General features: G+C 71.4%; 16 protein-coding genes. 12 read left to right on the top strand and 4 right to left on the bottom strand.

Going from position 1 to position 26,417, the window contains the following annotated elements; translation table 11 throughout:
- Positions 1-7: 7 nt before the first annotated feature.
- On the bottom strand, positions 8-1,294 hold the full coding sequence (locus QOZ89_RS10595; protein ID WP_071053093.1) for an acyl-CoA dehydrogenase family protein: 1,287 nt from the start codon (positions 1,292-1,294) through the stop codon (positions 8-10).
- A gap of 73 nt (positions 1,295-1,367) precedes the next feature.
- Entirely contained in the window at positions 1,368-1,889 is a 522-nt protein-coding gene (locus tag QOZ89_RS10590; RefSeq protein ID WP_071053092.1) for a MarR family winged helix-turn-helix transcriptional regulator, read from the bottom strand.
- Between the two features lie 377 nt (positions 1,890-2,266).
- Here QOZ89_RS10590 and QOZ89_RS10585 point away from each other — a divergent pair, with 377 nt between their 5' ends.
- From QOZ89_RS10585 to QOZ89_RS10560, 6 genes are all read left to right on the top strand, one after another.
- On the top strand, positions 2,267-4,444 hold the full coding sequence (locus QOZ89_RS10585) for a glycerol-3-phosphate dehydrogenase/oxidase (protein ID WP_071053091.1): 2,178 nt from the start codon (positions 2,267-2,269) through the stop codon (positions 4,442-4,444).
- Positions 4,445-4,775: 331 nt separating this feature from the next.
- Positions 4,776-5,438 carry a hypothetical protein gene (locus QOZ89_RS10580; protein WP_071053090.1) on the top strand — a complete coding sequence of 221 codons (663 nt, stop codon included), beginning with the start codon at positions 4,776-4,778 and terminating at the stop codon, positions 5,436-5,438.
- A gap of 56 nt (positions 5,439-5,494) precedes the next feature.
- Entirely contained in the window at positions 5,495-7,756 is a 2,262-nt protein-coding gene (locus QOZ89_RS10575; RefSeq protein WP_071053089.1) for a type I restriction-modification system subunit M/S, read from the top strand.
- 315 nt (positions 7,757-8,071) lie between these two features.
- The gene (locus QOZ89_RS10570; protein ID WP_312623646.1) at positions 8,072-9,142 is read left to right on the top strand and encodes an FAD-dependent oxidoreductase; all 1,071 of its coding nucleotides are present in this window, start codon (positions 8,072-8,074) and stop codon (positions 9,140-9,142) included.
- Between the two features lie 88 nt (positions 9,143-9,230).
- On the top strand, positions 9,231-9,677 hold the full coding sequence (locus QOZ89_RS10565; RefSeq protein WP_312623737.1) for an oxidoreductase dimerization domain-containing protein: 447 nt from the start codon (positions 9,231-9,233) through the stop codon (positions 9,675-9,677).
- Between the two features lie 117 nt (positions 9,678-9,794).
- Positions 9,795-10,274, top strand: a complete 480-nt coding sequence (locus QOZ89_RS10560; protein ID WP_071053087.1) for an NUDIX hydrolase — start codon at positions 9,795-9,797, stop codon at positions 10,272-10,274.
- 182 nt (positions 10,275-10,456) lie between these two features.
- Here QOZ89_RS10560 and gnd read toward each other — a convergent pair whose 3' ends face one another.
- Positions 10,457-11,476, bottom strand: coding sequence for a phosphogluconate dehydrogenase (NAD(+)-dependent, decarboxylating) (gene gnd, locus QOZ89_RS10555; protein WP_071053086.1), 1,020 nt, complete (start codon positions 11,474-11,476; stop codon positions 10,457-10,459).
- A 714-nt stretch (positions 11,477-12,190) separates the two neighbouring features.
- On the opposite strand from gnd, the gene QOZ89_RS10550 reads away from it, so the two are divergent.
- The 3 genes from QOZ89_RS10550 to QOZ89_RS10540 all read left to right on the top strand — a co-directional run bounded on the left by QOZ89_RS10550 (position 12,191) and on the right by QOZ89_RS10540 (position 16,177).
- Entirely contained in the window at positions 12,191-13,237 is a 1,047-nt protein-coding gene (locus QOZ89_RS10550; protein WP_071053085.1) for a dihydroxyacetone kinase subunit DhaK, read from the top strand.
- A 64-nt stretch (positions 13,238-13,301) separates the two neighbouring features.
- On the top strand, positions 13,302-14,150 hold the full coding sequence (gene dhaL, locus QOZ89_RS10545) for a dihydroxyacetone kinase subunit DhaL (protein WP_312623645.1): 849 nt from the start codon (positions 13,302-13,304) through the stop codon (positions 14,148-14,150).
- Positions 14,151-14,560: 410 nt separating this feature from the next.
- Complete coding sequence (locus QOZ89_RS10540; protein ID WP_312623644.1) at positions 14,561-16,177, top strand: protein kinase domain-containing protein; 1,617 nt, start codon at positions 14,561-14,563, stop codon at positions 16,175-16,177.
- A gap of 418 nt (positions 16,178-16,595) precedes the next feature.
- Here the strand turns inward: QOZ89_RS10540 and QOZ89_RS10535 are convergent, their stop codons facing one another.
- A complete protein-coding gene (locus QOZ89_RS10535) occupies positions 16,596-17,477 on the bottom strand; it encodes a hypothetical protein (protein WP_241842295.1) in 882 nt (293 codons plus the stop codon).
- 788 nt (positions 17,478-18,265) lie between these two features.
- On the opposite strand from QOZ89_RS10535, the gene QOZ89_RS10530 reads away from it, so the two are divergent.
- From QOZ89_RS10530 to QOZ89_RS10520, 3 genes are all read left to right on the top strand, one after another.
- On the top strand, positions 18,266-20,347 hold the full coding sequence (locus QOZ89_RS10530; RefSeq protein ID WP_312623642.1) for a hypothetical protein: 2,082 nt from the start codon (positions 18,266-18,268) through the stop codon (positions 20,345-20,347).
- A 581-nt stretch (positions 20,348-20,928) separates the two neighbouring features.
- A complete protein-coding gene (locus QOZ89_RS10525) occupies positions 20,929-23,037 on the top strand; it encodes a hypothetical protein (RefSeq protein ID WP_397428719.1) in 2,109 nt (702 codons plus the stop codon).
- 15 nt (positions 23,038-23,052) lie between these two features.
- The gene (locus tag QOZ89_RS10520) at positions 23,053-26,415 is read left to right on the top strand and encodes an ATP-binding protein (protein WP_071053081.1); all 3,363 of its coding nucleotides are present in this window, start codon (positions 23,053-23,055) and stop codon (positions 26,413-26,415) included.
- Positions 26,416-26,417 lie beyond the last annotated feature (2 nt).

The following is a 26,417-nucleotide window of genomic DNA, read 5'->3' as shown; positions in this document are numbered from 1 at the left end:
ATTCCCCCTACCGCGGCAGGCCGAGCACCCGCTCGGCGACGATGTTGCGCTGCACCTGCGACGAGCCGCCCCAGATCGTCACCGACCTGGTCCAGAACGCCTCGAACTGCAGCGAGGCGAGGTCGAGGCCGTCGACCGGGCTGGTGACGACGCCATCCAGGCCGAGCAGATGGTCGAACGTCTCGAAGAGCTTCTGGTAGGTCTCCGACCACTGCAGCTTGGTGATCGACGACTCGGAGCCGAGATCGCGGCCCTGCTCGACCTGGGTGAGCACGTGCATCGCGTGGTAGCGCAGGCATTCCAGCTCGACGAGGCGGCTCGCGAGCTCGCGGCGCAGCGTCGGATCGGTGTCCCGGCCCAGCCGGCGCGCGGCGGCGACGATCTCGTCGTAGCCACGCCGGTACGTGGCGTACTGCGAGATGCCGGACGCGCCGCGCTCGAACGACAGCAGCAGCATCGCGGTCTTCCAGCCGTTGCCGACGCCGCCGAGGCATTCGGACGCCTTCACCCGGGCGTCGGTGAAGAACACCTCGCCGAACTCGCTCGCGCCGCTGAGCTGGCGCAGCGGGCGGGTCTCGACGCCCGGCTGACGCATGTCGACGAGCAGCATCGAGATGCCGCGATGCATCCCATGGCTGCGCCGCGCTTCCGGGTCGCGTCGCGCTGTGCCCGCCTCCAGAGCACCCGATTGATCATTATTTGTGCCGACTGGCGAGATCCCACCCTCTGCCTGCCGGCCCGGGCCCGGTCCTGGCTCGGTACGCACCAGGGTGAACAGCTTGTCGCCGTGCATGGCGTTGGTCGTCCAGATCTTCTGGCCGTTGACGACGTACTCGTCGCCGTCGAGCACACCGGACGTGCGCAGCGCCGCGAGGTCGGAGCCGGCACCCGGCTCGGAGAAGCCCTGGCACCAGATCACCTCGTTGCGCAGCATCGGGCCGATGATGTCGCGCTTCTGCTGGTCGGTGCCGATCGCCATCACCGTCGGCGCGAGGAACGTCAGGCCGAGCGCGTTGGCCGACTGCGGGGCGTGGGCGAGCGCCATCTCCTCGTCGTAGATCGCCTTCATCCCCGGGGTGCCGCCGCGGCCGCCATACTCCGTCGGCCAGGCGATGCCCGCGAAGCCCGCGTCGTGCTTGCGTCGCTCCCAGTCACGGCGCAGCTCGAAGCCCTCGTCGTCGGAAACGCTCCGCCAGAAGCTCGGGTCCCGCCAGGCGGCCGGGATGTTGGCGTCGAGCCAACCGCGCAGCTCCGAGCGGAACTTCTCCTCCTGCGGGGTGAACGTCAGGTCCATGGTGCTCGCTCCGCGACTCGTCGGTAACGTCGACTCGTTAGCAATGTTGACTCGTTAGTAACATGACGGCGGATCAGGTGGCAGCTGACGGGCCCGTCGCCGGCCGTGCCGCGCCCCTGCGGGCCGCCGCTCCGTCCGGACGGGGCATCTGCGGGTCAGGTAGCTCGTTGTAGCGCGCGAGCAGGCGGCCGAAGACGGCCAGGTCCTCGTCGGGCCAGCCGTCCAGGCGGGTCTGCATCCGGGCGCGCAGCACCTTGTCCACGGCGTCGAGCGTCGCCTGGCCGACGACGCTGACCCGGACGAGCTGGACGCGGCTGTCGGCGCGGTCGGGCTCGCGGTCCACCAGGCCCGCGGCGACCAGCTCGCTCAGCTGTCGGCTCACCGTCGACTTGTTAAGCCGGAAGAAGGCGACCAGGTCGGCGGCCCGCGCCTCACCCACCTCGGAGAGGTACAGCAGCAGCGAGTACGCCGCCAGCGACAGCCCCGGATGCAGCTCGCTCGCCTCCCCCCGGACCCGCCGGACCAGCTGCGCGAGTTCGCTGTAGATGGCCGCGGCCAGATCCTCGCGCCCGGACCCGGCGGCCCGTTCCGTCATGCCTGCTCCCCTGGTATGGCCATCCTTGCCCCCTACTGCCCGCGACGGGCTCCAAGCGCGCCAGGCGGCGCCGTCGTGGCGCCCTTCCCCCGAACAATGCCTGGACGGGCTCCAAGGGTGCGAGGCCGCGCCATCCGGCAGGTCAGCACGCCTTCGCCCGCGGCCACGTGCACGCGGGAAATTTGGTTGAGTTAGGCAACCGAAACGTATGACAGTCTGCCGGGTCGCGGCCCGACAACGGCGCACTATCCCGGCCGGAGTGGGCCGGAGTGGACGGCCCCGACGGCGACTGTCGGCGCCACCCGGCACGATGGTGTCGGGCGGCCCACCCGCCCGCCCGCCCGCTCCCCGGTCGCAGGAGCCAGGAGGTAGACCCGATGACCGGATCGGCCCGTTCGGCCGGCCCCGCCCCCATATCGAGCGCCCCGACCATCGAGGTGGCCGGCAGCCCCGGCCGGCTCGGCCCGGCCGGGCGGGCGGCTGCGCTGCGCCGCCTCGCCGAGGAGACGTTCGACGTCCTCGTCATCGGCGGCGGCGTCACCGGCGCGGGCACGGCACTCGACGCGGCGTCCCGCGGCCTGTCCGTCGCCCTCGTCGAGGCCCGCGACCTGGCGGCGGGCACCTCGAGCCGCTCCAGCAAGCTGATCCACGGCGGCCTGCGCTACCTCGAACAGCTCAACGGCGCGCTGGTGCGCGAGGCGCTGCGGGAGCGGACGCTGCTGCTCGACACGCTCGCCCCGCACCTGGTCCGCCCGGTGCAGTTCCTGCTGCCGCTGACCCACCACGGCTGGGAACGCGCCTACATCGGCAGCGGGGTGCTGCTGTACGACACCCTCGGGCAGGGCCTGTCCCGGATCGGCCCCGGTGCCGGCGCTCCACGCGTTCCACGGTCTGCCTCGTCGACCGGGGAGGGACCCCGTGCCGGCGGCCTGCCGATGCACCGGCACCTGACCCGCAAGGCGGCGCTGCGCGAGTTCCCGTCGCTGCGCCCGGACGCGCTGGTGGGCGCGATCCAGTACTGGGACGGCCAGGTCGACGACGCCCGGCACACGATGTTCGTCGCCCGCACCGCCGCCCGGTTCGGCGCCGCGGTCGTGACGTCGGCGGAGGTCGTCGGCCTGCTGCGGGAGGACCGGGACTCGTCCCCGATCGGCGAAGACGGTCCGGGAGATCCGCGGGTGACCGGCGCGATCGTGCGCGACCTGGAGGCGGGCGAGGCAGCCGGCTCCCCCGGAACCCGGGAGATCCGCGTCAGGGCGCGGCAGACGATCAGTGCGACCGGCGTGTGGACCGACGACCTGCACGCGCTGATGGGCCGGCCGGGGCCGGTGTCCGTGCGCGCGTCCAAGGGGGTCCACCTGGTCGTCCCGCGTGGCCGCCTGCTGGGCGCCACCGGGCTGATCCTGCGCACCGAGCGCAGCGTCCTGTTCGTCATCCCCTGGGGCAACTACTGGATCATCGGCACCACCGACACCGACTGGGAGCTGGACCTCGCCCACCCGTCCGCGACGCGCGCCGACATCGACTACCTGCTCGACCAGGTCAACCGGGTGCTGCGCACCCCGCTCACCCACGACGACATCGTCGGCGTCTACGCCGGCCTGCGCCCGCTGCTCACCGGCGAGTCCGACGACCCGGCGCAGCTGTCCCGCGAGCACGCCGTCGTCGCCGCGGCCCCGGGGCTCACGACCGTCGCCGGAGGGAAGTACACGACCTACCGGGTGATGGCCGCCGACGCGGTCGACGCGGCGGTGGCCGGGCTGGCGAATACGGTCCCGCCGTCGTGCACGGAGAAGGTCCCGCTGCTCGGCGCCGACGGCTACCACGCGGTGTGGAACGGGCGTGAGCGGCTGGCCGGGCGCGCCGGCCTGCCCGTCGCCCGGGTCGAGCACCTGCTGCGCCGGTACGGGACGCTCGCCGAGGAGCTCGTCGGCATGATCACCGCCGATCCGCGGCTGGCCGCGCCCCTGCCCGGCGCGGAGGCCTACCTGGCGGTCGAGGCGGTATACGCGGCCTCACACGAGGGCGCGCTGCGCCTGGAGGACGTGCTGACCAGGCGCACGCGGATCTCCTTCGAGGCGGCGGACCGGGGCCTGGCGGCCGCCCGCCCGGTGGCGGAGCTGATCGCCCCGGTGCTCGGCTGGGACGAGACGCGGACGCACGCCGAGGTCGAGCTGTACGAGGCCCGCGTCGCCGCCGAGCGCGCCTCCCAGCAGGAGGACGACGACCCGTCCGCGGACGCCGCCCGCCTCGCCGCCCCCGACGCCCGCCGTCTCCCCTCCGTCCGCGCCACCGCGCACCCCGGGCTGGCACCCACCCCCGCGCCGGCGGGCCCTGAGCCCGAGCCGGCGACCCCCGCAGCCGGGGTCTCGATCAACGCGGCCGCGGCCAGCGCCGCGGCCGGCCTGCGCGCGGCCCGCCGCGTCGTCGTCGGCAGCATCGCCGGCTCCCGCGCACATCCGCCGATCGGCCCGACCACCGACGGGACAGGCCCCGACCGCTCCGGCGGCACCGACGACGCTGGTCCCAGCACGATGACGGATCTGGCCTCCTAGCGGAGTCCCGCTGTCTGGCGGCGCCATGCACCCCATGTCGCCGCCAGACAGCGTCCCGTGCCAACGCCACGAGCGGTTCCGGGTTCACACTTTACGCGCACTGCAGTGCGCTTGCCAACATGGACAGACATGCGCTACCTTCATCCGTAGCGCATGATCTCGTCCGGTCAAAGCCGGTACCTGCACCAGGGCGGGAGCAGTCGCTCCACCGGGCCCAAAAAATGCCGTGCCCCGGGCGGCATGCGATGCAGAGGCGTGCCCGGGGCGTACAGCGCGACCATACCACGCGGCCAAGAGCCGCGTCACGACCTCGCATGCCTCGGAGAGCGCCATGAACACCGCGCCACCCCTCTGGATCCACGACATGCTCTCGGCCCCGCGCTTCGCCCGCTACCTTCAGACAACCAACGGGGACGCCGAGCAGGCGATGCGCCTGTACTGGTGGAACGTCGAGGTGTCCGCGGCTTTCTACGGGCCGCTGCACTGTCTTGAACTGGCGCTACGTAACTCCATGAACACCCACCTACGCGCTCGCTATGGAGTGGCAGACTGGTGGACAGTCGCTCCGCTCTCCGAGGCGAGCATGCGGAAGGTAAATGAGGTCCGAGCCAGTCTCGCCGCACGACGCTCGCGGCCCAGACGTGCCGACGACGTCGTTGCCGCGCTCACCTTCGGTTTCTGGGTGTCCTTGCTGAGTAGGAGCTACGACCGACACCTATGGGTCCCCGTCCTGAACAGGGCATTCCCCCGATACTCCGGCAGGCGCGACCAGCTTCACGACAATTTTCTCTCCATGCAGCTCTTCCGTAACAGGATTATGCATCACGAGCCCATTCATCACCGCGACCTGATAGCAGATCATGCGAAGATATACCGTCTAATTGGTTATATCTCGCCGAATGCGGCGCAATCCGTAGCGGCCCTCGACCGTGTGCCTGACGTACTGGCGCGGAGGCACACGCTCCTCAACGGCAGCCACCGATCCAGCTTCTAGCTCAATTGTTGCCGTTCGTTCGCCCGGAGGCGAACCTCTCACATTTAGGTTCCTGGATGCCGACGGAAGAGAAGCGTGTCTCAGCGGCCGACATTGCGCGGCTCGCCGGGGTGAAACTATCAGCCGTCAGCAACTGGCGAAGGCGGCATCCAGACTTTCCCTCGGCCATTGTCGAGAACGGGCGCGAGACGTTTGCCGGCATCGAGGTCTCGGCGTGGCTCGATCGACGGAAGATCGCAGCTGGCGATCTCCGGCCGAACGAGAAGCACGGCATGACGTACGGCGACCGGTTTCAACGTAGGATACCGACCCCTACTCCCGTGGACACAGTCGCAAGCCAGTCCCAATCCCTTTGGCGGCCCTTGGACCACCTTCGCGGGCTGGGAGTCCGCCGCGCTCTCCCACTGGTTCTCACGATGCTGTGGATACGCTTCTACGCGCCGGAGGCATGGGCCGACGTCCGGCTGTCCGCCCTTGTCAACGGCGACTTGAATAGAGCGCTCGAGCGCTGCCTCAGGATCGACGAGCAAGCCCTGTCGGAAAGTCGGCGCCTCTTCGACCCCGTACATGACGCCGGAGAGGCACGCGCTCTTCAGCAGGTCATAGGGGCGGTCGACCGCATCGATCCAGGGGACATGAGCGGCAACGCGGCTTTCGTGCGCCTGCTCACCGATGAGATCATCACCCGCTTTGCCGCCACGGAAGGGCGGGCGGGCGACACCCTGACACCGAACTTCCTGGTCGATCTTGTCATGCGGTTGACCGACCCTACACGCGACGAGAAGATCTACGATCCATTCTGCAGACTGGGTGAATTCCTCACGGGAGCGGCCGCGTACATCAGATCGACGGACGGCGGCAACGAGGCGGTGCATCCGACACTGTGCGGCTTTGCCTCGAATCTCGATGTTCTCACGCTCTCCAGGCTGCGCCTTCGCCTGCACGGTCTTCCCATCGGCGAGCTTCGCCTGGCTGGAGCACCGGCGGAGAGCAACGATCGGCGCCTGTTCGATGTCATCACGACGAATCCCCCCTTCAACGTGCGGAACTGGGCCTATGAAGATCTGGTTGGAGACGAGGGCTGGCCCTATGGACCACCTCCTTCCAGCAACGCCAACTTCGCGTGGATCCAACATGCGGTGGCGCGTCTCGCTCCGGGCGGGCGAGCGGCGATCATCATGGCCAACAACGCCGCCTCGTCGGAACACGGTATAGAAAAGGCGATACGGTCTTCCCTCGTAGAGGATGGTGCCATCGATGCGCTCATCTCACTGCCAGGAAAACTTTTCTTCTCCACCTCCATACCAATCATGATATGGATTCTCAGGAGAGCGGAGAAAAATACCGGAGAAGATATTCTTTTCGTCGACGCCAGCGGCATCGGAAAGATGGTCGACCGCACGCATAAAAAATTGGACGAGAACGACATACGGCTTGTCAGTAAAATTTTTCACGATCGAAGTACGGCCAGTTCTGGGTCGACAGCTTCGCGACTTGTCCCGATCCAGGAGATTCGCGAGAAAAACTATAATCTGAACCCCGGAAGATACGCCACCCGCACCACGAACAAGGTCGACATCAAGTCGACGATCGACTCGGCGGAGCGGCTCCACCGGGATATTCTGGACCAGATCACGGAGTCAAACAGAATACGTGATCATGCGAACCGGACGATGGTGGCGGTCAAAGAATTGGTACATGCACCCAGGGAGCCGGGGCAGCAGGCTCGGCTGGGCGATGTTTGTGACGTGCTCGCGGGACCGTCGGGTGCCGCGCTACGGCGCACCGGCCCTCGCGGTGGGGTACCGGTCATCAAGCCGAAAAACATTGGAGAAAACCGACTTGTTCTGGACGGGGTTGACCACGTCGACGCCGACGGTGCCGAGCAACTCAGCCGCTATCGCCTACTCGCCAACGACATCGTTTGCACGAGGACCGGCGAACTCGGCCGGCAGGCGCTTATAACCGACAACCAGGCAGGCTGGCTATTCGGCACCTCGTGTATCCGGCTCCGCCCGACGCCCGTTCTTAGCGCACACTACCTTCTCTATTATATTGGGCATCCTGCGACGCGGGACTGGATACTCCGGCACTCAGGTGGATCGGCGATACCCACGCTGACGACATCCACTTTGCGGGAACTCCCGATTCGGGTACCTTCCAGGGCCACGCAGGACGCAGTCGAGGATCTACTCGGGACGCTGGACAGAGAAATCGCTCTCCACCACAAAATCGAACGAAGCGCCACCTCGCTGCGCGATACGCTCCTGCCACTGGTTGTGCCCGTAGCGCAGGACCACCTCAGTCCCGCGGACTGACCGTCCGCGGACGCGGCCTTGACGGCCTCCGACAAGAAGGCCATGGGACCCATTCCGACACGGTCCACGGGCCTGCAGATGGGCCGGATACCCGCGCGGTCGCAGGGGTATGAACTTTGTCGGTCTTGTGCCACCCGACGGCAAGCTCATCGACAAGGGGCAGGGACCAGCGGAAGATGGCCGGGGTGAGCTGACGGACCGTGAGCCGCCGCTTTGAGCGACCGGCGGCGGGAAGACGTCGATGCGAAGCGTGGCGGACGAACACGGGTGGAGCGTCGGTCGAGCACGGTCGGGCCGGAGACGAGGTGGCGTCGGATGAGCAACGCGGACGCGGGTGGCGTGGAGACGTTCGACGTCGTCGTCGTCGGGACTGGGCCGGCCGGGGAGGTGACGGCCGGCCGGCTCGCCGAGGCGGGGCTGTCGGTCGCGGCCGTCGAGCACGAGCGGGTGGGCGGTGAGTGCTCCTTCTGGGGCTGCATGCCCAGCAAGACGCTGCTGCGCCCCGGCGACGTGATCGCCGCGGCGCGCCGCGTGCCGGGCGCGGCCGGCGCGGTGACGGGAGAGATCGACGCCGCCGCGGCGTTCGCCCGCCGGGACGAGATCGTCGGCGGCTTCTCCGACAAGGGCCAGGTCCCCTGGCTGCGCGACCGCGGGGTGACGGTGATCCGGGGCCGCGGCCGGCTCGCCGGCCGGCGGCTCGTCGACGTCGACACGACCGAGACCGTGGTCCCGGAGGAGTCCGACGGGAAGCCCCGCCGGCTGGCCGCGCGCCGGGCGGTGGTGCTGGCGACCGGGACGACGGCGGTCAGGCCACCGATTCCGGGCCTGGCCGAGGTGGAGCCATGGGACAACCGGTCCGCGACCGGTGCCACGACCGTGCCGCGCCGGATGGTCGTACTGGGCGGCGGCGCCGTCGGCACCGAGCTGGCGCAGGGGTTCCGCCGGCTCGGCGCCGTCGAGGTGACGATCGTCGAGGGCCAGCCCCGGCTGCTCGCCCACGAGGAGCCGTTCGCCGGCAAGGAGGTCGCCGAGGCGTTCGAGTCCGAGGGGATCACCGTCCGGACCAGTCAGAAGGTCACCGCCGTGGGGGGGGGGGCGGCGGGGGGGGCCCCCCCCCCCCCGCCCCCCCCCCCGCCGCGCGCGCAAACCGACCGCCGCGGCCGGCCGCCCCCCCCCCCCCCCCCACGACGAGCACCGCGGCCCGGTCATCGTGACGCTCGACAATGGCGACGAGGTCGAGGCCGACGAGATCCTCGTCGCCGTCGGCCGGCATCCCGCCACCGACGACCTGGGCCTGGAGACGGTCGGCCTGACGCCCGGCCGCCCCGTCGAGGTCGACAGCCACCTGCGCGCGATCGGCGTCAGGACGGCGGCCGAATCCGGTGACGGCGCAGGCGCCGAGGACGCGGGAGCCGAGGACGAGGGTTGGCTGTTCGCCATCGGCGACGTGAACGGGCGGGCGCTGCTCACCCACATGGGCAAGTACCAGGGCCGCGTGGTCGCCGACATCGTCGCCGGCCGCCGCGACGCCTCCGGCGCCGAGCCGGTCGAGGTCGCCGGCAGCCGGGCGATCCCCCGGGTCACCTTCACCGACCCGCAGGTCGCGGCCGTCGGTCTGACCGAGGCGGCGGCACGCGAGGCCGGCCTGCGGGCCCGGGCCGTCTCCGTCCCGACGAGCGGCGTCGCCGGCTCGTCCGTGCGCGGCGTCGGCCTCGTCGGCACGTCCCACCTGGTCGTCGACGAGGACCGCCGGGTCATCGTCGGCGCCACCTTCACCGGCCAGGACGTCCAGGAGCTCCTCCACTCAGCCACGATCGCCCTAATCGGGAAGGTCCCCCTCGACACCCTCCGGCACGCCGTCCCCTCGTTCCCCACCGTCAGCGAGGTCTGGCTCCGCCTGTTGGAGACCTACGGCCTCTGAGCGTCACCTCGCTTCCTGATCTCCTCGCCGCGAGCCCCTGGCCGCGAGGCGAGGCGACGCGGCCAGACGTCATACCCTCGCGGTACGGACGGTCACCGGTGGACAGGGAGGGATCCGATTCCTGCGCAGAAACGGCACAGCGCGGGCCTGTTGCTGTACCGGAACGCGGCGGACCGGCTCGAGGTGCTCATCGCCCACATGGGCGGGCCGTTCTGGGCGCGCAAGGACGAAGGCGCCTGGTCCATCCCGAAGGGCGAGTACGAGCCGGACGAGGACCCACGGACCGCCGCCGCGCGCGAGTTCGCCGAGGAGCTGGGATCGGCGCCGCCCGACGGCCCGTGGATCGGGCTCGGTGACGTGCGCCAGTCCGGCGGCAAGGTCGTCACCGCCTTCGCGCTGCGCGGCGACTTCGACCCGGCCACGGCGGTGAGCAACACCTTCGAGCTGGAATGGCCCCGCGGCTCCGGCCGTATCCAGGCATTCCCCGAGGTGGACCGGGTCGCGTGGTTCGACCTCCCGACCGCCGGCGTCAAGCTCGTCCGCGGCCAGCTCCCCTTCCTCGACCGTCTTTTGGACCAGCTGACCTCCCAGCCATGATGTCGACCGTTCGGGGCCTCGTGATCAGACGAGGCCGCGGACGGCCAACATGCCGCCGCCGACCAGGGCCGTGACGCCGCGGCCCGCCGAGCCCGGGCGCGGCGCGCCAGTGGCCGATCCGGCGGCGAGCGGCGGCGACGCCGGTGGGTCGTGGCCGGTGGTCGTGGCCAGGTCTGGTAGGGCTAGCTGGCGGGCTTCTCGTGGTGGCCGCCGAACTGCTTGCGCATCGCGGACAGGATCTTGTCGCCGTAGAGGGACTCGCCGCGGGAGCTGAAGCGCTCGAAGAGGGACGCGGTGAGCACGTGCGCCGGGACGCCCTCCTCGACGGCGGCGAGCACCGTCCAGCGCCCTTCACCGGAGTCCGACACCCGGCCGCCGAAGGTGGCCAGCTCCGGGTCCTCGGTGAGGGCGACGGCCGTGAGGTCCAGCAGCCAGGAGGCGACGACGCTGCCGCGCCGCCACACCTCGGTGACCTCCGGGATGTCGAAGTCGTACTGGTAGTACTCGGGATGCGTGAGCGGCGTGGTCTCCGCGTCGTGGCCAGCGGCCGACGTCCTGCCGATGCCGGCCTTGTTCAGCACGCCGAGGCCCTCGGCGAAGGCGGCCATCATGCCGTACTCGATGCCGTTGTGGATCATCTTGACGAAGTGGCCCCCGCCGACCGGGCCGCAGTGCAGGTAGCCCTGCTCGGCCTGGCTGGGCGCGCCCGAGCGGCCAGGGGTGCGCGGTGCCGCGTCGACGCCCGGGGCGATGGTGGCGAACAGCGGCTCCAGCCGCTTCACCACGTCCGGCTCGCCGCCGATCATCAGGCAGAAGCCGCGCTCCAGGCCGAAGACGCCACCCGAGGTGCCGACGTCGACGTAGTGGATGCCCTTGGGGGCCAGCTCCTTGGCCCGCTCGATGTCGTCGCGGTAGTACGAGTTGCCGCCGTCGATGATGGTGTCGCCCGGCTCGAACAGGTCGGCGAGCTTGAAGACGGTGTCGCCGGTCAGCCCGGCCGGGACCATCACCCAGGCCGCGCGCGGGGTGGTCAGCGCCGCGGCGAACTCCTCCAGCGAGTTTGTCCCCGTCGCCCCCTCGGCCGCGAGCGCGGCGACGGCGTCCGCGTTGACGTCGTAGACGACGCACTCGTGGCCGCCTCGCGTGAGCCGGCGCACCAGGTTGGCGCCCATCCGGCCCAGGCCGATCATCCCCAGCTGCATGTCGCGTCTCCGCTCGTCCCGTGACGGGCGCCGCGTCCGCCGCCCCTGTCGCCTACCGACCTACCACCGGCTCGGCCGGCCCTACCCTCACTATCGCCACCACCCGTGCCTGCCTCCGCCACGACCCGCGCGGCGCGGGGGCGGCGTGGGGCCACCGGTTTCGCCTCGGCAAGGAGGACAGGGCCGGCCAGGTGTGATCGCCTCGGATCTCTTCATACTCCGTCCGCCGCCGCTCCATCGGTCGGCTAGGCCAGTGGACCCATCGACGTAACCGGTTCGCCACTCGCCTCCGCCCAGACGACCGGGCGCGGGCTCGGGCAGCGGGCCTGAACCAGGGGCTCACGCGTCCACACCGCGCAATCGGGATGATGGCGCTCCACTTGTCCCGAACGTCTGGGGAGCTCGTAATGGACTGGATTGGCCGCCCACCGCGTCACGGTTCGCCAGCGCCCTGACCGGCGGGAACTTCACCTGGGTGAGCGTCCGACGCGTCGCGCATGGCGGCGGCACCCACGGCGGTGGCGGTGGCGGTTCGGGCGGCGCCGACGACTGGCCGGGGCGGTTCTTGATCCCGTGGCGGGCACGGGTGTAGACCCCGGGAGAGCCCTCCCGCGTCGCGGCGGGTGCCTCGCCGCGGGCGTCGACCCAGGACAGTGCCCGAGTTGCCCGAGTTGCGTGAGACCCCGAGTTAGGTGAGACGGAGTGTCGTCGACGATGACCGCTCAGGACGCGATACCGGACCAGATCATCGTCAGCACACCGCGCCGGCAGTTCGTCAACCATCCGGACGACGTCGTCGAGGAGGCGCTGGAGGGGCTGGAGGCCGCCTACCCACGGCTGATCCGCTGGAATCGGGATCCCAGCTTCGTCGCTCGCGCCGAGCCGGCGCCGCCCGGGCGGGTCGCGGTCATCTCCGGCGGCGGCTCCGGCCACGAGCCGTTGCACGTCGGCATGGTCGGCGAGGGCATGCTCGACGCCGCGGTCCCCGGCGCGGTGTTCGCGAGCCCCACCGCCGGCCAGATCCTGGCCGCCACCCAGGCCGTGTCCGGCGGCGCGGGAGTGGTGCACGTCGTCAAGAACTACACCGGTGACGTGCTGAACTTCGAGATCGCGGCCGAGTTCGCCACCGACGACGGAATCACCGTCAGCCAGATCCTCGTCGACGACGACCTAGCGACCGCGTCGATGACGGGCGACGGTCCCGGCCGGCGCGGCACGGCCGCCGCCGTCGTGGTCGAGAAGGTCGTCGGCGCCGCCGCGGCGGCCGGCGCCGACCTGGAGCGGATCATCGCGATCGGCCGGCGGGTCGCGGCCACGTCGCGGTCCATGGCCGTGGCGCTCGCCGCCGGCGCGCATCCCGGCTCCAACCGGCCGTCGTTCGGCCTGCCCGCCGACGAGGTGGAGTTCGGCGTCGGCATCCACGGAGAGCGCGGCGTCGGCCGGCGCGCGTTCGCGCCCGCCGACGACCTCGCCGACCAGCTGGTCCGCCCGCTGGTCGCCGACCTGGCGATCGGCCGGGGTGACCGGGTCATCGCGATCACCAACGGCCTGGGCGCGACGACCGGGCTGGAGCTCGCCGTCATCCACCGCCGGGTGGCGAAGATCCTCGACGCCGCCGGCGTCACGGTCGAGCGGGCGCTGGTCGGCCCGTATGTGACGTCGCTGGACATGGCCGGCTGCTCGGTGACCCTGACCAGGGCCGACGACGAGCTGCTCGCCCTCTGGGACGCTCCCGTCCGCACGATCGCGCTGAGCTGGTAGCCCGCATGGCGCGACTGAAACCCGCCGGGCCGGCGGGTCCTCGACTCAGGTGAGGCAGGTCGACATGGCCGGTACGGCGATCGGTGAGGGCGCGGGCGAGTGGGTCCCCGGCCAGGACGGTGCCCGGCCGGCGGACGACGCGCCCGAACGCGTCCACGCGGAACCCGCCGGGCCCGACCAGGCCTGGCGGGAGGAGGCAGAGCGAGGGCTGGGCCACCCGGCCGACCAGGGATCCCACCAGATCGGCGACAGGGTCCCTGCCCGGGAGGTCTGCCGGCAGGTCAGTAACCTGGGAGGTTTGGGGCTCGACCTCGATGGGGCATACGCGTGGATCGCGTCCTTCCAGCGACGGTTGGAGGCGGAGGCCACCGAGCTCGGCGAACTGGACCGCCGGGCCGGCGACGGGGACTTCGGCGCGAACATCCGCCGGGCGCTGCGCCGGGTGGAACGGCGCCTCGACGAGGTGCCGCCGACGACCCCCGGCGAGCTGTTCCTCGGCGTCGCGCACGGCTTCCTCAACACCGGCGGCACCAGTGGCCCGCTGTTCGGCCTGTGGTTCCGCAGCATCGGCCAGGCCAGCGACGCACCGGTGATGACGCTGGCCGCGCTGGCGAAGGGTGTCGACGCCGGCACGGCGACCGTCCAACGCCTCGGCAAGGCCCGTCCCGGCGACAAGACCATGGTCGACGCCATGGCCCCCGCGGCCGACGCGCTCGCCGCGGCCGTCGCCGATGGCCTGAACGTGGCGGGAGGCATCGCGCTGGCTGCCGACGCCGCGCGCGCCGGCGCGCTCGCCACCGAGTCCATGCGCGCCCGCCGCGGCCGTGCCGCCTACGTCGGCGACGTCGCCCGCGGCGTCCTCGACCCCGGCGCCCTGACCGTCGCTCTCTTCTTCGCCTCCGCCCTCGCCTGAGGCGCTCCCGTCGCAGACGCTCCGCGCCCGCGACCGGGCGGCGCCTGCCAGACGCTCCGCGCCCGGCGATGTGGTTCCGGGCTTGGGGCGTATGCCGGTGGTCCCGCTTGGTCCGGGTCGGGGACGTCGTTGAGTTTGCACTGCGATGATGCGCAGTCACCTTCTGTGGCCCGGTTGCGCGCATCGCTCGCCAGAACGACGTCGACCCCGCACAAACAGCGTCACCATGCCGATGGAAGTCCGAGGGCGCTTCAGCTCGGCCCCATCGGATGATGGGATTCCGCAGGCGTCCTTCTGGTCAGATGCCCGACCGGAAGCACGCGTATGTCCGGCGAGTGGCATATTCAGCCGTGCGCGGTGTCATTCCGCGCGCTACCTCGCGGAACGGACAGGTGGGGGCACCGTCGACGATGAGCGAAACCGGTGTTCGGGTTCAGGAGCTACGGCCGGGCGATCCGGAGGAACTCGGCCGTCATCGTGTGGTGGGCCGGCTCGGCGCCGGCGGCATGGGCGTCGTCTTTCTCGCCGAGGGTCCTTTCGGGCGCGTCGCGGTCAAGCTGGTCCGTGAGGACCTGGCCGACGACCCGGAGTTCCGCCGCCGGTTCCAGCGTGAGGTCCAGGCCTGTTTCCGGGTCAGCGGCGCGCGCACGGCGCGTCTCGTCGACTTCGATCTCGCCGCCGTTCGCCCGTGGCTCGCGACGGAGTTCGTGGACGCGCCGAGCCTCGCCGACCAGGTGCGCGCCGACGGGCGGCTCAGCACGGATGACCAGCTCCTGTTGGCATCCGGACTGGCCGAGGCGCTGGTCTCGATCCACTCCACCGGCATGGTCCACCGCGACCTCAAGCCGTCGAACGTGCTGTGGACGCCGCATGGGCCCAAGGTCATCGACTTCGGGATCGCGGCCGCGGCCGACGCGGCCGCGCTGACGACGAACGGGCACTTCGTAGGCACTCCCGGTTGGCACTCGCCGGAGCAGGTGTCCGGCCAGGAGGCGACGGGCGCCGCGGACGTCTTCGCCTGGGGCTCGCTGATCTGCTATGCCGCGAGCGGCAGGGCACCGTTCGGCACCGGCCCGGTCGAGGTAATCCTGCATCGGGTCTCGTCGGGCGAGCCCAACGTCGACCGTGAGCTGATCGCGCCGGCGCTGCGCGGGCTCGTGGTGAACGCGATGGCCCGCGAGGCGTCGGACCGGCCGACGGCGGCGGACCTGTACACGGCCCTCGTCGGCTCGGCACCCGGGGACGCGAGCGTCCCGGCGACGAGGGTCCTCGCGGGCGGTCCCGGCGACACCCCACCGTCGACTCCCGTGCCCATCTCGGCCGCGGTCCCGCCCACGCGGCCGTGGTCCGCGACCGTCGTCGGCGGAGCGGACGGACTGCCGCCGGCGGCGCCGGCGACCCGGCGCCGCCGCCGGCTCGCCGTCGTTCTCGGGACCACGGCCGTGGTCCTGCTCGCGGCGGCGGGAACCGTCATCGGCCTCCTGCTGACCAGTGGCGGCGGGGATGGCGACGACGACGGCGGGAGTAGCGGCACCGACAACGGCGTCCAGTTCAGCGCGACCGCGCCCTGGCGGCTCACTGTCGACGACCAGGTCGAAGGGGATGACCCTGGCTGCACCATCGACCTGGTCGACACCGTCAGTGGCCAGACGGGGCGTTTCACCGATCTCTACGGACGCAAGACCATGCAGATCGCCGCCACCGGCGAGTTCCGCTGGACCGTCAGCAACGACTCGTGCGTCGTGACCGCCACCGCGGGTTCCGGCAGCGTCGCGCTGCCGTTCGCCCAGCAGGGATATTCCGGCGACACGGACGCTTTCCAGGCCGAGGGACCGATCCTGGTCGACCCCGTCGACCTGGAGGAGGGCGGGGAGTGCGAGCTGACGATGCGCGCGGTCGACGGCCGGACGCTGGACTTCGTCACGGCGCACCAGGGCGCGGGCCCGGTCCAGCTCGACCCCGGCCAGCCAGGCATGGTCTACCTGGCCGAACCGCCTTGCGGCGTGAAGATCTCCGCGAACTGGTGATCCCGTCCCCGGAGGTAGCTGTCAAGCGAGGCGGTCGAGCGCGCCTCGTCCCTATGAGGCGTCAACACAACCCAGCCACCGCAGGCGACAGCGCACATGTGAAGCTCTCCGCCAACTAGTGACCCGTTCCCGGACGTAGCTGCCAAGCGAGCAGGTCGGTCCCGCCTCGTCCTCGCGCGGCCTCAACAAAACCCAGCCACCGCAGGCGACAGCGCATTGGCGCACCGCCACCGCAGCCACATCCCGACCCCGCCCCACACCAGCCCCGGCCATACACCTCAGCCCCGAAACCAGGCCGGGAGGGCGCCCTAGGCGCCCGCGGACCTCCCAGATCGGCTCCGCAAGCTCCGCCGATCCGGCAGGAACCCCGGGCGCCGCCGCGAGAGGTCGCGCAAGCGACCTTCGAGCCAGCGACGCCCTAGGTGAGGTTCCGCGAGGCCAGGGAAGGGGCGTCACCCATGATGATCATGGGGTGGCTGGCGGGCTGGAGCCAGCGAAGGACCGACTCCAGTCCGTCCTGCGGAAGGCTGACGCAGCCCTTGGTCGGGGCCTCGTGGTCGACGTGCAGCCAGATGTCGCCCCCCGCCCGCTCGCCGAGCGGGCGGGCCGGGTCGGACGGAGGCCGGCCGGGGATCCGGTTGTAGTCGATCGCGACGACATAGTTGAACGCCGCGGTCAGCGGGTCGTCGAGGTCGCCGCTGCCGGCGGCGAAGAAGCTCGGCTGGTACTCGTAGGGCAGCGCGGTCCCCGGGTCGGGCAGCTTGCCGCCGGCCGCCGTCAGGCTGAACACACCGATCGGCGAGCGGCGGTCGCCCTCGTGATGGCTGGTGGTCCAGCCGTTCGCGCCGTTGCGGCCAGCGAGCGGGAGCCCCCGGCGCGTCCAGGGCGACGTCTCGTCGGCCCGCTCCCACAGCGTCACCGTGTTGGTGGTCGACACCCGGTCAGGGGCGCTGACGAGGATGACCTGCCGGGTCTCGGCGGGCAGCCGCGAGGCGGCCCATTCGCCGACACCTGGGAGGGCGGCGCTGACGATGCCCGTGGCCGCGCCCCCCTCTCCGGAGCCGTCCGGCCCACCAGACACCATGGTGCCGCCCGCGCCGCCGTTGTCGAGACCCCCGGAGGTGCCGGCTCCCGAAGCCGCGCTGGCGAAGGCGCCCCCGCCCGGTGCGGCGAGCGCGAAACCGGCCGCGGCGGGCGAACGCTGCTCCGTGGACTGCTGGGCGGCCGGCTCGTGGTCCGGCCCGACAAGTTGGAACGCGCCCGCGGTGCCCACGACGAGGGCGGCACCGACGGCCGCCACGCTGACCACCATTCCGCGGCGGGAACGCGGCCAGCGCCGGTTGATCTGGCGATCACTCCGGTGCGAGGCCATTCCAGCGACTCCCTCACGTCAGTCACGGGCGGCCCGGCAAGCCACCCGGTCCCGCTTCCGGCGTTCCTTCCGCCCCGGACGGGGCCTCGTCCTCCCCGCCAGCCTCCCACCTCGGCAATTCGCTCGCTGAGGTGCCCGACTTCGGCCAGGCACGGCTCCGGATACCGGACGAACGCGCCGGCCCATGTGTCACGCGCCATGTATCACGGCACCGGCGGCGCTATCGACACGAACGGCATCAGCGACGCTGCCTGCGGAAACCTACACGGTCGACGTTAACTCGACGAAAATCTGTCACCGAAGATACGCAACCAGACACGCTGAGACAGCACCGACTCGCCCGCGCCTACGTCACCAAGCCGAAGATGACACACGGGGATCACAGCGGACGGACCGGCAGCCATGGCGCTCCGCGCGACGAAACACACCGGGAAGATGATCAGTCGACGAGCATGCGCACCAACAGCCGCGGCGGCTTCGCATATCGCGACAAACAGCGCCAGCGCCACTCGAGCACCCTCGTTTCACCAGGTCACCATGATCCCTTTCTCAACCCGTCGGCCACGCCCGGGCAAGCGGCGACGGCCGGCATCCCCTACACCCGCAACATCGGCCGATCTACGGTCCGGTAAGGTCAACAAGACCCCACGTGCGGGCAAAATAAGCGCCATGGGCAAAGGCGAACGACTGCCACCGGGGAACAGGCAGGTGACCGGGTGACCACTCCGCGGGCCGAGGCGCTCAGGGAGGATCTCCTCGCCAGGCTCTTCGAGCCGGCCGAGCGCTGGGGCTGGGAGTTCGCCCCGCCGCACGACGCGGCCCCGTCCCCGGAGGCCGGCCAGCCGCCGGTCTACGTGGACCCACCGGGGCCGTATGTCGCCGGCCTGGAGCACCTGAGGACGGACTCCCTCAGCAAGATCTGGAAGCCGATCACCGGCGGTCTCTTCGTCCTCGGTGGGCTCGCCATGCTGGGGATCTCCGTCGGCGCCGGGCTGTTCAGCCTGCTCGTCGGCGCCGCGTTCTTCGCCTGGTGGTACCTGCCCTACCGGTCGGCGGACACCAAGCTCAAGAACATCATGGACGCCTACGCCGCCGAGGTCGCCCAGCAGCGCGACGACTACCGACGCGTGTACGGCGACTGGCAGCGGCGGGTCGCCCACCATGACGAGGCCGAGCAGGACCGGATCGCCTCGGGACTGGACTTCTACCCTCTCGACGCGTCGACGGCGCCGCGGGTGGACGTGTTCGGCGGCACCGCCGCCGGCTGGACGAGCCTGCTCGCCACCGGTGGCGCCTCCCTGCTCGCCACCGGGGCCGGCGTCCTGCTGGTCGACCTCAGCGAGCTGGCCGTGGGCGCCGGTCTCGTGATGGTCGCGAACGGAGCCGGCGTGCCCGCCGAGGTCCGGGAGCTGCCCCGATCGCTGGAGACGCTCGGCCCGCTGGCCGGACTGGACCCGATCGACGCCGCCGAGCTGCTCGCCGACGCCTTCGACGCGGACCGTCGCGGTGGTAGCGACCCCACCCTGCGCGCGATCGACCTCAGCATCCTCAGGGCCGTCACCCGGTCGATCAGCATGCCGCTGACCTTTCCCCGGCTCGCCGCGGCGCTGCGCATCATCAACAACCAGAGCGCGGCCGTCGACGAAGGCACGTTCGCCGCCTACGAGGTCCAGGCGCTGCAGCAGGCGATGTTCGACCTCGGCCAGCGTGACCGCATCGCCGACCAGGCCAGCTTCCTGGGCACGGAGCTGGAAACGCTCGCCGGGCGGGACGCGGCACGGCCCGCGGAGCCGGCGGAGTTGGCCGAGCTGGCGGGCGCCCAGACCTCCTGGTGGGGGACGCCGGGCCTGCGGGTCCTCGCGACGACAAGCCAGGGCCCCGGCGGCGCCCGGCGCAAGAACCTCACCGACCGCGTCCTCATCCAGGTACTGCTGCACCGGCTGCGGGACCGCGGCCGGGACGGCGCGCAGGACGCCCTGGTCATCGCCGGCGCGGACCACGTGGGCCGGGAGTCCCTGAAGGCACTGATCAAGCAGGCCGAGCTCGCCCGGATCCGCCTCGTTCTGCTGTTCGAGCACCTCAGCGACGACGCGGAGAAGCTGATCGGCACCGGCGGCAGCGCGACGATCTTCATGCGCCTGGGCAACTCCCGGGAGGCTGCGCTCGCGGCCGACCACATCGGCAAGGGCCACCGCTTCGTGCTCTCCCAGCTGACCGAGCAGATCGGCAGGAACTTCAACGAGGGCCTCAGCAACACCTACGGCGAACAGGATGGCACGTCGCACACCCTGGGCAAGAGCGGCGGGAAGCACTCCGGCCCGGGCGGGAGCGGCACAAACAGCGGCTGGAGCGACTCGACCACGACGTCGCACTCGTCGACGTGGTCGAACACGGTGAACGTCAGCGCGGGGATGTCGCACACCGCCGGCTCGGCCCTGCAGCGCGAGAAGGACTACACCGTCGAGCCAACCGTGCTGCAGAGCCTCGCGCCGACCGCGTTCATCCTGGTCGGCACCGGCGAAGGTGAAGCCCGCGTCCGCCCCGGCGACTGCAACCCCGGTGTGGTGCTGCTCCCCCGGGTCTCCGGGCAGGCTCGGGAGATCACCGCCGGCCGGACCGCCCCCGGGCCGAGCTACGTCAACGCCGGGGCACAGCAGATCCCGGCGCCGCAGCAGGGCTACCAGAACCCCTACGGGCAGCAGGCCTACCCGGGCCAGCCCGGCTACCCGCAGCAGGCCTACCCGACGGGCCCCCACCAGCAGCAGCCGCCGTACGGCTGGCCCGGCCGGCAGCGGTAGGCCAAGGCCGAGGTCCGGGAGCTACCCGATCGCTGGAGACGCTCGGCCCGCTGGCCGGACTGGACCCGATCGACGCCGCCGAGTTGATCGACGCCGCCGAGTTGATCGCCGACGCCTTCGACGCGGACGTCGCGGGGTGCGACCCACCCAGAGCGCGATCGACCTCAGCATCCTCAGGGCCGTCACACGACAGTGCGGATGCACGACTTGCCCCAGCCACGTGCCTACGGGTCGGAGACAGCACACCGGGACTACTGCGGCAGGTTCGGCGGGTATTCGGACCCGATGCCAAGCTGCCAGCACTCCTGCGAGCAGCTGTCTCGCACTCGGCCGCGGCCACGGCATTCGGGTCGGTGTTCTTCGACAACGGTCGCGCCTAACGGGAGCACGCCGAACAGCCTGCCCGCGTCTTCCTGCCCACGTCCTTGCCGACTGGCTCCATGCGCGACCGCACTGGCCCCTTACACACCCAAAGGCAGTCGATGTAACGTTCCATCTACAACAACCCTGGGCAGAGGCAAAGGAATGCCTGGGGATATACCTACTGCCCATTCGGGGGACTGGCAGGTGACCGCGTGACCATGCCACAAGCAGAGGCACTCGGCAAGGAGCTCGTTACCAGGATTTTCAGCCAAGATGAGCGCTGGGGCTGGGAGTTCGCCCCGCCGCACCCGGTCACCCCACACCCCGAGGCGAACCGGCCGCCGGCCCGCATCCCAGTGCCACCGCCCGACCTGCGCGGGCTGAAGTACCGAAAGATGCTCCTGAAGCAGAAAATCTGGAAGCTGATCGTGGGCGGGCTCATCCTGTTGGGCGGCCTGGGGACGCTGGCCGGGTCGGCCGCCGGCCTGTTCCCGGTCCTCATTGGCGCTGGACTGCTCGGCTGGTATTTTGCGCCGATCCAGATGATCAATAATCAGGTGAAGAGTCTCACCGAGCGTTACCAGGGCGAGGTCGCCCGCCGCGAGCAGGAGTTCCAGGCCGTATACGCCGAATGGCAGCGGCGCCTGTATAGCCACGACCAGTCCGAGCAGTACCGGGTCAGTTCCACGATGGAGTTCTATCCTCTGGACCCCGAGGCCCCGCCCCGCGTCGACATCTTCGGGGGCACCGGCGCCGGCTGGACCAGCATCCTGGCCACCGGCGGGGCGTCACTGCTCGCGGGCGGCTCTGGCGTCTTGCTGCTCGACCTCAGCGAGCTCAGCGTCGGTGCCGGCCTGGTCATGTTCGCCAACAATGCCACACCGTCCCTGCCTGTCGGGGTCCGGGAGCTGCCCGGTTCGCTGGAGCGGATCGGCCTACTCGAAGGGCTGGACCCGCGGGAGGCGGCCGAGCTGCTCGCCGACGCCTTCGACGCGGACCGCCGCGGCGGTGGCGACGCCAGCCTTCGTGCCATCGACTTCAACATCCTGCGGGCGGTGGCATCGTCGATCAGCGCGCCGTTGACCTTCGCGCGGTTCGCCGCCGCACTGCGCATCCTGGACAACCAGAGTTCGGCGATCTATGAGGGTGTGTTCAGCGAGTACGAGGTCTCGGCCCTTCAGCAGCGGATGCACGACCTCGGCGGGCGCGAGCGGACCGCGGATCAGATCAGCTTCCTGCGCACCGAGCTGGAGACGCTCGCCGGTCACGACCCGGCGGCCCAGCCCGGCGCCCCTGTGGGCACACCGGCACAATGGTGGCCAGACGCCGGCACGCTGCGGGTGCTGGCGACGACGAGCGCGGGACGGGGCGGCTCGGGGCGGCGCAAGCTGCTGACCGACCGGGTGCTCGTCCAGATGCTGCTGCACCAGCTGCGCAACAACGGCCAGGCTGGCTCCGGCACCGTCGTGATGATCGCGGGCACTGATCATCTCGGCCGTGACACCCTGACCGCGCTGACCCGCCAGGCGGAGGTCTCCAGGGTCCGGCTTGTCCTGCTGTTCAAGAACCTCAGCGACGACGCCGAGAAGCTGATCGGCACCGGCCACAGTGCGGCGATCTTCATGCGGCTGGGCAACTCGCGGGAGGCGGCGACCGCGGCCGAGCACATCGGCAAGGGCTTCCGGTTCGTGCTCTCCCAGCTGACCAACCAGGTCGGCACCGGCTTCACCGAGGGCTTCGCGAACAGCTACGGGGAGCAGGACGGCACCTCGCAGAGCTTCGGGAAAGGTGGTAACCGCGGCTGGGGGCCTGGCGGGCGGTCCAGCGGCGACAGCTGGAACAGCTCGACCACGACGTCGCACTCGTCGACCTGGACGAACACCGTCAACGTCTCCAACGCGGTGAACGAGAGCGTGGGCGCCACGGTGCAGCGAGAGAAGGACTACACGGTCGAGCCGACCGTGCTGCAGAGCCTGGCGGCGACGGCGTTCATCCTGGTCGGCACGGGCAGCGGCCCCGGCCGCGTCCGCCCCGGTGACTGCAATCCGGGCCTGGTCCTGCTGCCCAAGGTCGCGCCGCTGCCCAGGGAGATCGCCGCGGGGCCGAACCCGGCGGACCCGAACTCGAGCGTCGGCGGCACCACCCCCACCCAGCAGATCCCGGCGCCGCAGTCGGGCTATCAGCAGCAGCAGCAGCCGCCCGGGTACCCGCAGCAGCACCCGACCTACCCCAACCCCTACCAGCAGGCCTATCCGCCCGCGGGCGGGACCAGCGGCTACCCCTACCAGCAGCCGCAGCAGCCCTACAACTGGCCGGGACAGCAGTAGTCCGGGGGGACAATGATGTTGGAAGGGTTCCGTTTCCACCGGCTGCTCTCCGCTCCTCGCCCGCCGGAACCGGCGGCCCGGCCTGACCCGGCGCCGGCCCAGCTGTTCGCCGCGCTCATCGCGGCGCACGCCGACCTGACCGGCGACGCCGACGGCGGCGGGGACCATGCCGACGCGGGCGGCGCGGGCACGCCCGCAATCGCGGTCGCCTGGGTACGGGTCCCGGGCGATCCACACCTGCGGGTCCTTGTCGGCGGCAGCCCCTACTTCCCGCCGGCGCGGTCCACCGCGGGTCCGGCCGCGGACGGTCCGGCGCCGCCGGTGCTGTACCCACCGGGCAGCACCGGCGTACCGGTCGACACCGGCGACGTCATTACGGCGCTGACGGTCTTTCCGAGCTGGTTGCGCTGCGAGGGGACTGCCGACGCGCTGTGGGCGGCGGGCGGCGCGGGCGGTAGCGGTCGGGACGACCACGGCCCGGCGCGCCACGGCTCGTTCGACGACTACGCTGCTCACCTGCCCGGTGCCTATGCCTGGCTAGTGATCGCGCAGCCGGTGCCGACGGGTGTCGTCGACACCGACCGCCGTGACCTGCTGCGTATGATCCCGTTCCTGCGCCAGCGGGACCGTGACGAGCACGCCCGCCTCGAGTTGGAACGTGCCGAGGCCCGCTACCGCGAGCTCACCCGCTCGCTGGCGACCGGGATGTGGGATGTGCGGGTGCTCGTCGGCGCCCCGTCGGGGACCGAGGCGCGGCTGACCGGCGCGCTCCTGTGCGGCGCCGGTGACCTCGACGACCTCCCCTACCTGCTCACCCCGGCGGGTGGCCGACCGACGTCGCTGGCCGAGGCGCTCGGCACGCCCGAGCCGCCGCGACCGGCCACCGCGCCGCGGGCCGTCGACGCAGGTCCGGGCGGTGCCGGTCCGGGAGGTGCCTGGGCGGGGGCACCCGCGAGTACCACCGGGCGTCCCCCCTTCGCCAGCGGGCCTACGGGCCAGGCCGGATTCCCCCGCGCACCCGGCCATCCCGGCCCGGTCAGGCCGGTCACCGTCGTGCCGGACGGCTCAGGCGGGGCCGCCCGGACGGGCCCGGGCATGGGCGCCGGCCAGCCGGGCCCGGCTCGGGCTCCCGGCACGCCCGCCGGCGGGCCGGCGGTCGTCGGCGGGCCGGCGACCGCCGGGGTCGCGCCGACGTTCCCGTTCCGCGCCGGCGGCGAGCTGGTCGCCGCGCTCGCCCGGCCGCCGCGCCGCGAGCTGCCGGGGATCATGCTGGTCACCCCACATACTTTCGATGTCACCCCCGAGGGGGCGCTCGCGGCCGCCGCGCCGATGGCGCCGGCGCCGAGCCTGAACGGTTCTCCTTTCGCGAAGGGCTTCCTCGGCGACGGGTTCGTGCTCGGCCAGGTGCTCGACGCCGGATGGTCGCCTGCCGGGGTGCTGCCGGTGCCGCGCTCGACGCTCAACCGGCACGCCTTCGTGTGTGGCGCGACTGGCTCCGGAAAGTCGCAGACCGTCCGTTCCCTGCTCGAGTCCCTCACCCGGGCGACGAACCCGGTGCCGTGGCTGGTGCTGGAGCCGGCGAAGGCCGAGTATGCCCGGATGGCCGGCCGGCTGGCCGGCCACAGCGAGGTGCTCGTGATCAAGCCGGGCCAGTACGACGCCCCGCCGGCCGGGCTCAACCCGCTGGAACCCGAGCCCGGGTTCCCGGTGCAGAGCCATATCGACCTGGTCCGCGCGCTGTTCCTGGCCGCGTTCGAGGCGCAGGAACCGTTCCCGCAGGTGCTCTCCAAAGCGCTGACCGTCTGCTACACCGAGGCAGGCTGGGACCTGATCGCCGACCGGATGCGCCCGCAGCACCGGCCGCGTTTCCGCGACGACGAGCCACTGGAACCAGCGCGCCGGCGCTACCCGACACTCGGCGACCTGCAACGCACCGCCACGGTCGTGGTCGAGAACATCGGCTACGGCAAGGAGATCACCGACAACGTCCGCGGCTTCGTCGACATCCGGATCGGCTCGCTGCGCGAGGGCCGGCCGGGCCGGTTCTTCGAGGGCGGCCATCCGCTCGACATCGCCGAGCTGCTGACCCGCAACGTCGTGTTCGAGCTCGAGGACATCACCAACGACCAGGACAAGGCGTTCCTCATCGGCGCGGTCCTGATCCGGATCGTCGAGCACCTGCGGGTCAGGTGGGGCAACACCGGGACCGACGAGCTGCGTCACGTGCTCGTCGTCGAGGAGGCGCACCGGCTGCTCAAGAACGTCGAGGACGGCCCGGCGGCCGCCGCCGTCGAGCTGTTCGCATCGCTGCTCGCCGAGATCCGCGCCTACGGCGAGGGCGTGCTCGTCGTCGAGCAGATCCCGTCGAAGATCCTCCCCGACGTCCTGAAGAACACCGCGTTGAAGGTCATGCACCGGCTGCCGTCGGCCGAGGACCGGCTGGCCGTCGGCGCGACCATGAACCTGCGCGAGGAGCAGTCCGAACTGGTGGTGTCGCTCCCGCCGGGTGTGGCCGCGGTCGCGGTCGACGGGATGGACCGCCCGGTGCTCACCCGGATGACGCCGGGCGCCCGCCGGGAGACGCCGGCCGGCGCCCGCTACGACGACGCCCCGCTCGGAGGACGACGCAGCGAGCTCTGCGGCCAGGACTGCCAGAGCACTGCCTGCACGCTCTGGCAGATCAACGACGCGTCCCACGTGGCCGAGGATCCGCGCCTCGTCGTCTGGGTCGAGGCGGTCGCCGCCCACCAGGTCATCGGCCTCGCGCACCTGATCGGCCAGCAGCCACCCGCGCCCGTGACCGCGCTGCGCGACGAGCTGCTGGCCCTGCCGGAACGCACCCGGGACTGCCTGCTCGCGCACGCCGTCGACCGGGCGGTCGCGGCCCGGGCGAGGCTGCTACGCGGCTACGTCGACCCGGACGACTTCGCCACCCGACTCGCGGACACCCTCCGGCGGCTCCTCGTCGGCGCCCCGATGGACGACGCCGACACCCGCCGCTGGACCGCCGGCCAGTACCGCTGGATGGACGTCCGCCAGACGCTGGCCGCGGCACGCCATCAGCCCGGCGCGGACCGCCCACACCCAGACACGCCCAGCTGGCGTCGCCGTGGTCTGTCGCTGCTCGCGGCGACCGTTCCCGCGCAGTTCGACGAGCTCCGCGGCAGCGTGCACTACGCCCCCGGTACGAACGCCGTCGCCCTCGGCGACCTCACGACCAGCGGCTTCGCCACCGCCGTGCGGGTGCTCGCCGGCGGGACGTCCGCCGAGCACCTAGGCACCGCGCTGCGGCTCGCCTGCGCGGCGGACGACTTGGAGAAGCTGCACCTCCAGATCGCCCACCTGATGGAGAAGCACGTGGCCGGCGGCGGGAGCTGACC

The organism is Pseudofrankia coriaricola (assembly GCF_032027725.1).
Lineage (GTDB): Bacteria > Actinomycetota > Actinomycetes > Frankiales > Frankiaceae > Pseudofrankia.
This window is presented reverse-complemented; position numbering and strand designations above follow the sequence as displayed.

Coding starts and splice junctions, on each gene's coding strand:
- QOZ89_RS10580 (WP_071053090.1), top strand. CDS start 4,776: ATGAACACCGCGCCACCCCTCTGGATCCACGACATGCTCTCGGCCCCG.
- QOZ89_RS10550 (WP_071053085.1), top strand. CDS start 12,191: ATGACCGCTCAGGACGCGATACCGGACCAGATCATCGTCAGCACACCG.
- QOZ89_RS10585 (WP_071053091.1), top strand. CDS start 2,267: ATGACCGGATCGGCCCGTTCGGCCGGCCCCGCCCCCATATCGAGCGCC.
- QOZ89_RS10525 (WP_397428719.1), top strand. CDS start 20,929: ATGCCACAAGCAGAGGCACTCGGCAAGGAGCTCGTTACCAGGATTTTC.
- QOZ89_RS10575 (WP_071053089.1), top strand. CDS start 5,495: ATGCCGACGGAAGAGAAGCGTGTCTCAGCGGCCGACATTGCGCGGCTC.
- QOZ89_RS10590 (WP_071053092.1), bottom strand. CDS start 1,889: ATGACGGAACGGGCCGCCGGGTCCGGGCGCGAGGATCTGGCCGCGGCC.
- gnd (WP_071053086.1), bottom strand. CDS start 11,476: ATGCAGCTGGGGATGATCGGCCTGGGCCGGATGGGCGCCAACCTGGTG.
- QOZ89_RS10520 (WP_071053081.1), top strand. CDS start 23,053: ATGTTGGAAGGGTTCCGTTTCCACCGGCTGCTCTCCGCTCCTCGCCCG.
- QOZ89_RS10570 (WP_312623646.1), top strand. CDS start 8,072: ATGAGCAACGCGGACGCGGGTGGCGTGGAGACGTTCGACGTCGTCGTC.
- QOZ89_RS10595 (WP_071053093.1), bottom strand. CDS start 1,294: ATGGACCTGACGTTCACCCCGCAGGAGGAGAAGTTCCGCTCGGAGCTG.
- QOZ89_RS10565 (WP_312623737.1), top strand. CDS start 9,231: ATGGGCAAGTACCAGGGCCGCGTGGTCGCCGACATCGTCGCCGGCCGC.
- QOZ89_RS10540 (WP_312623644.1), top strand. CDS start 14,561: ATGAGCGAAACCGGTGTTCGGGTTCAGGAGCTACGGCCGGGCGATCCG.
- dhaL (WP_312623645.1), top strand. CDS start 13,302: ATGGCCGGTACGGCGATCGGTGAGGGCGCGGGCGAGTGGGTCCCCGGC.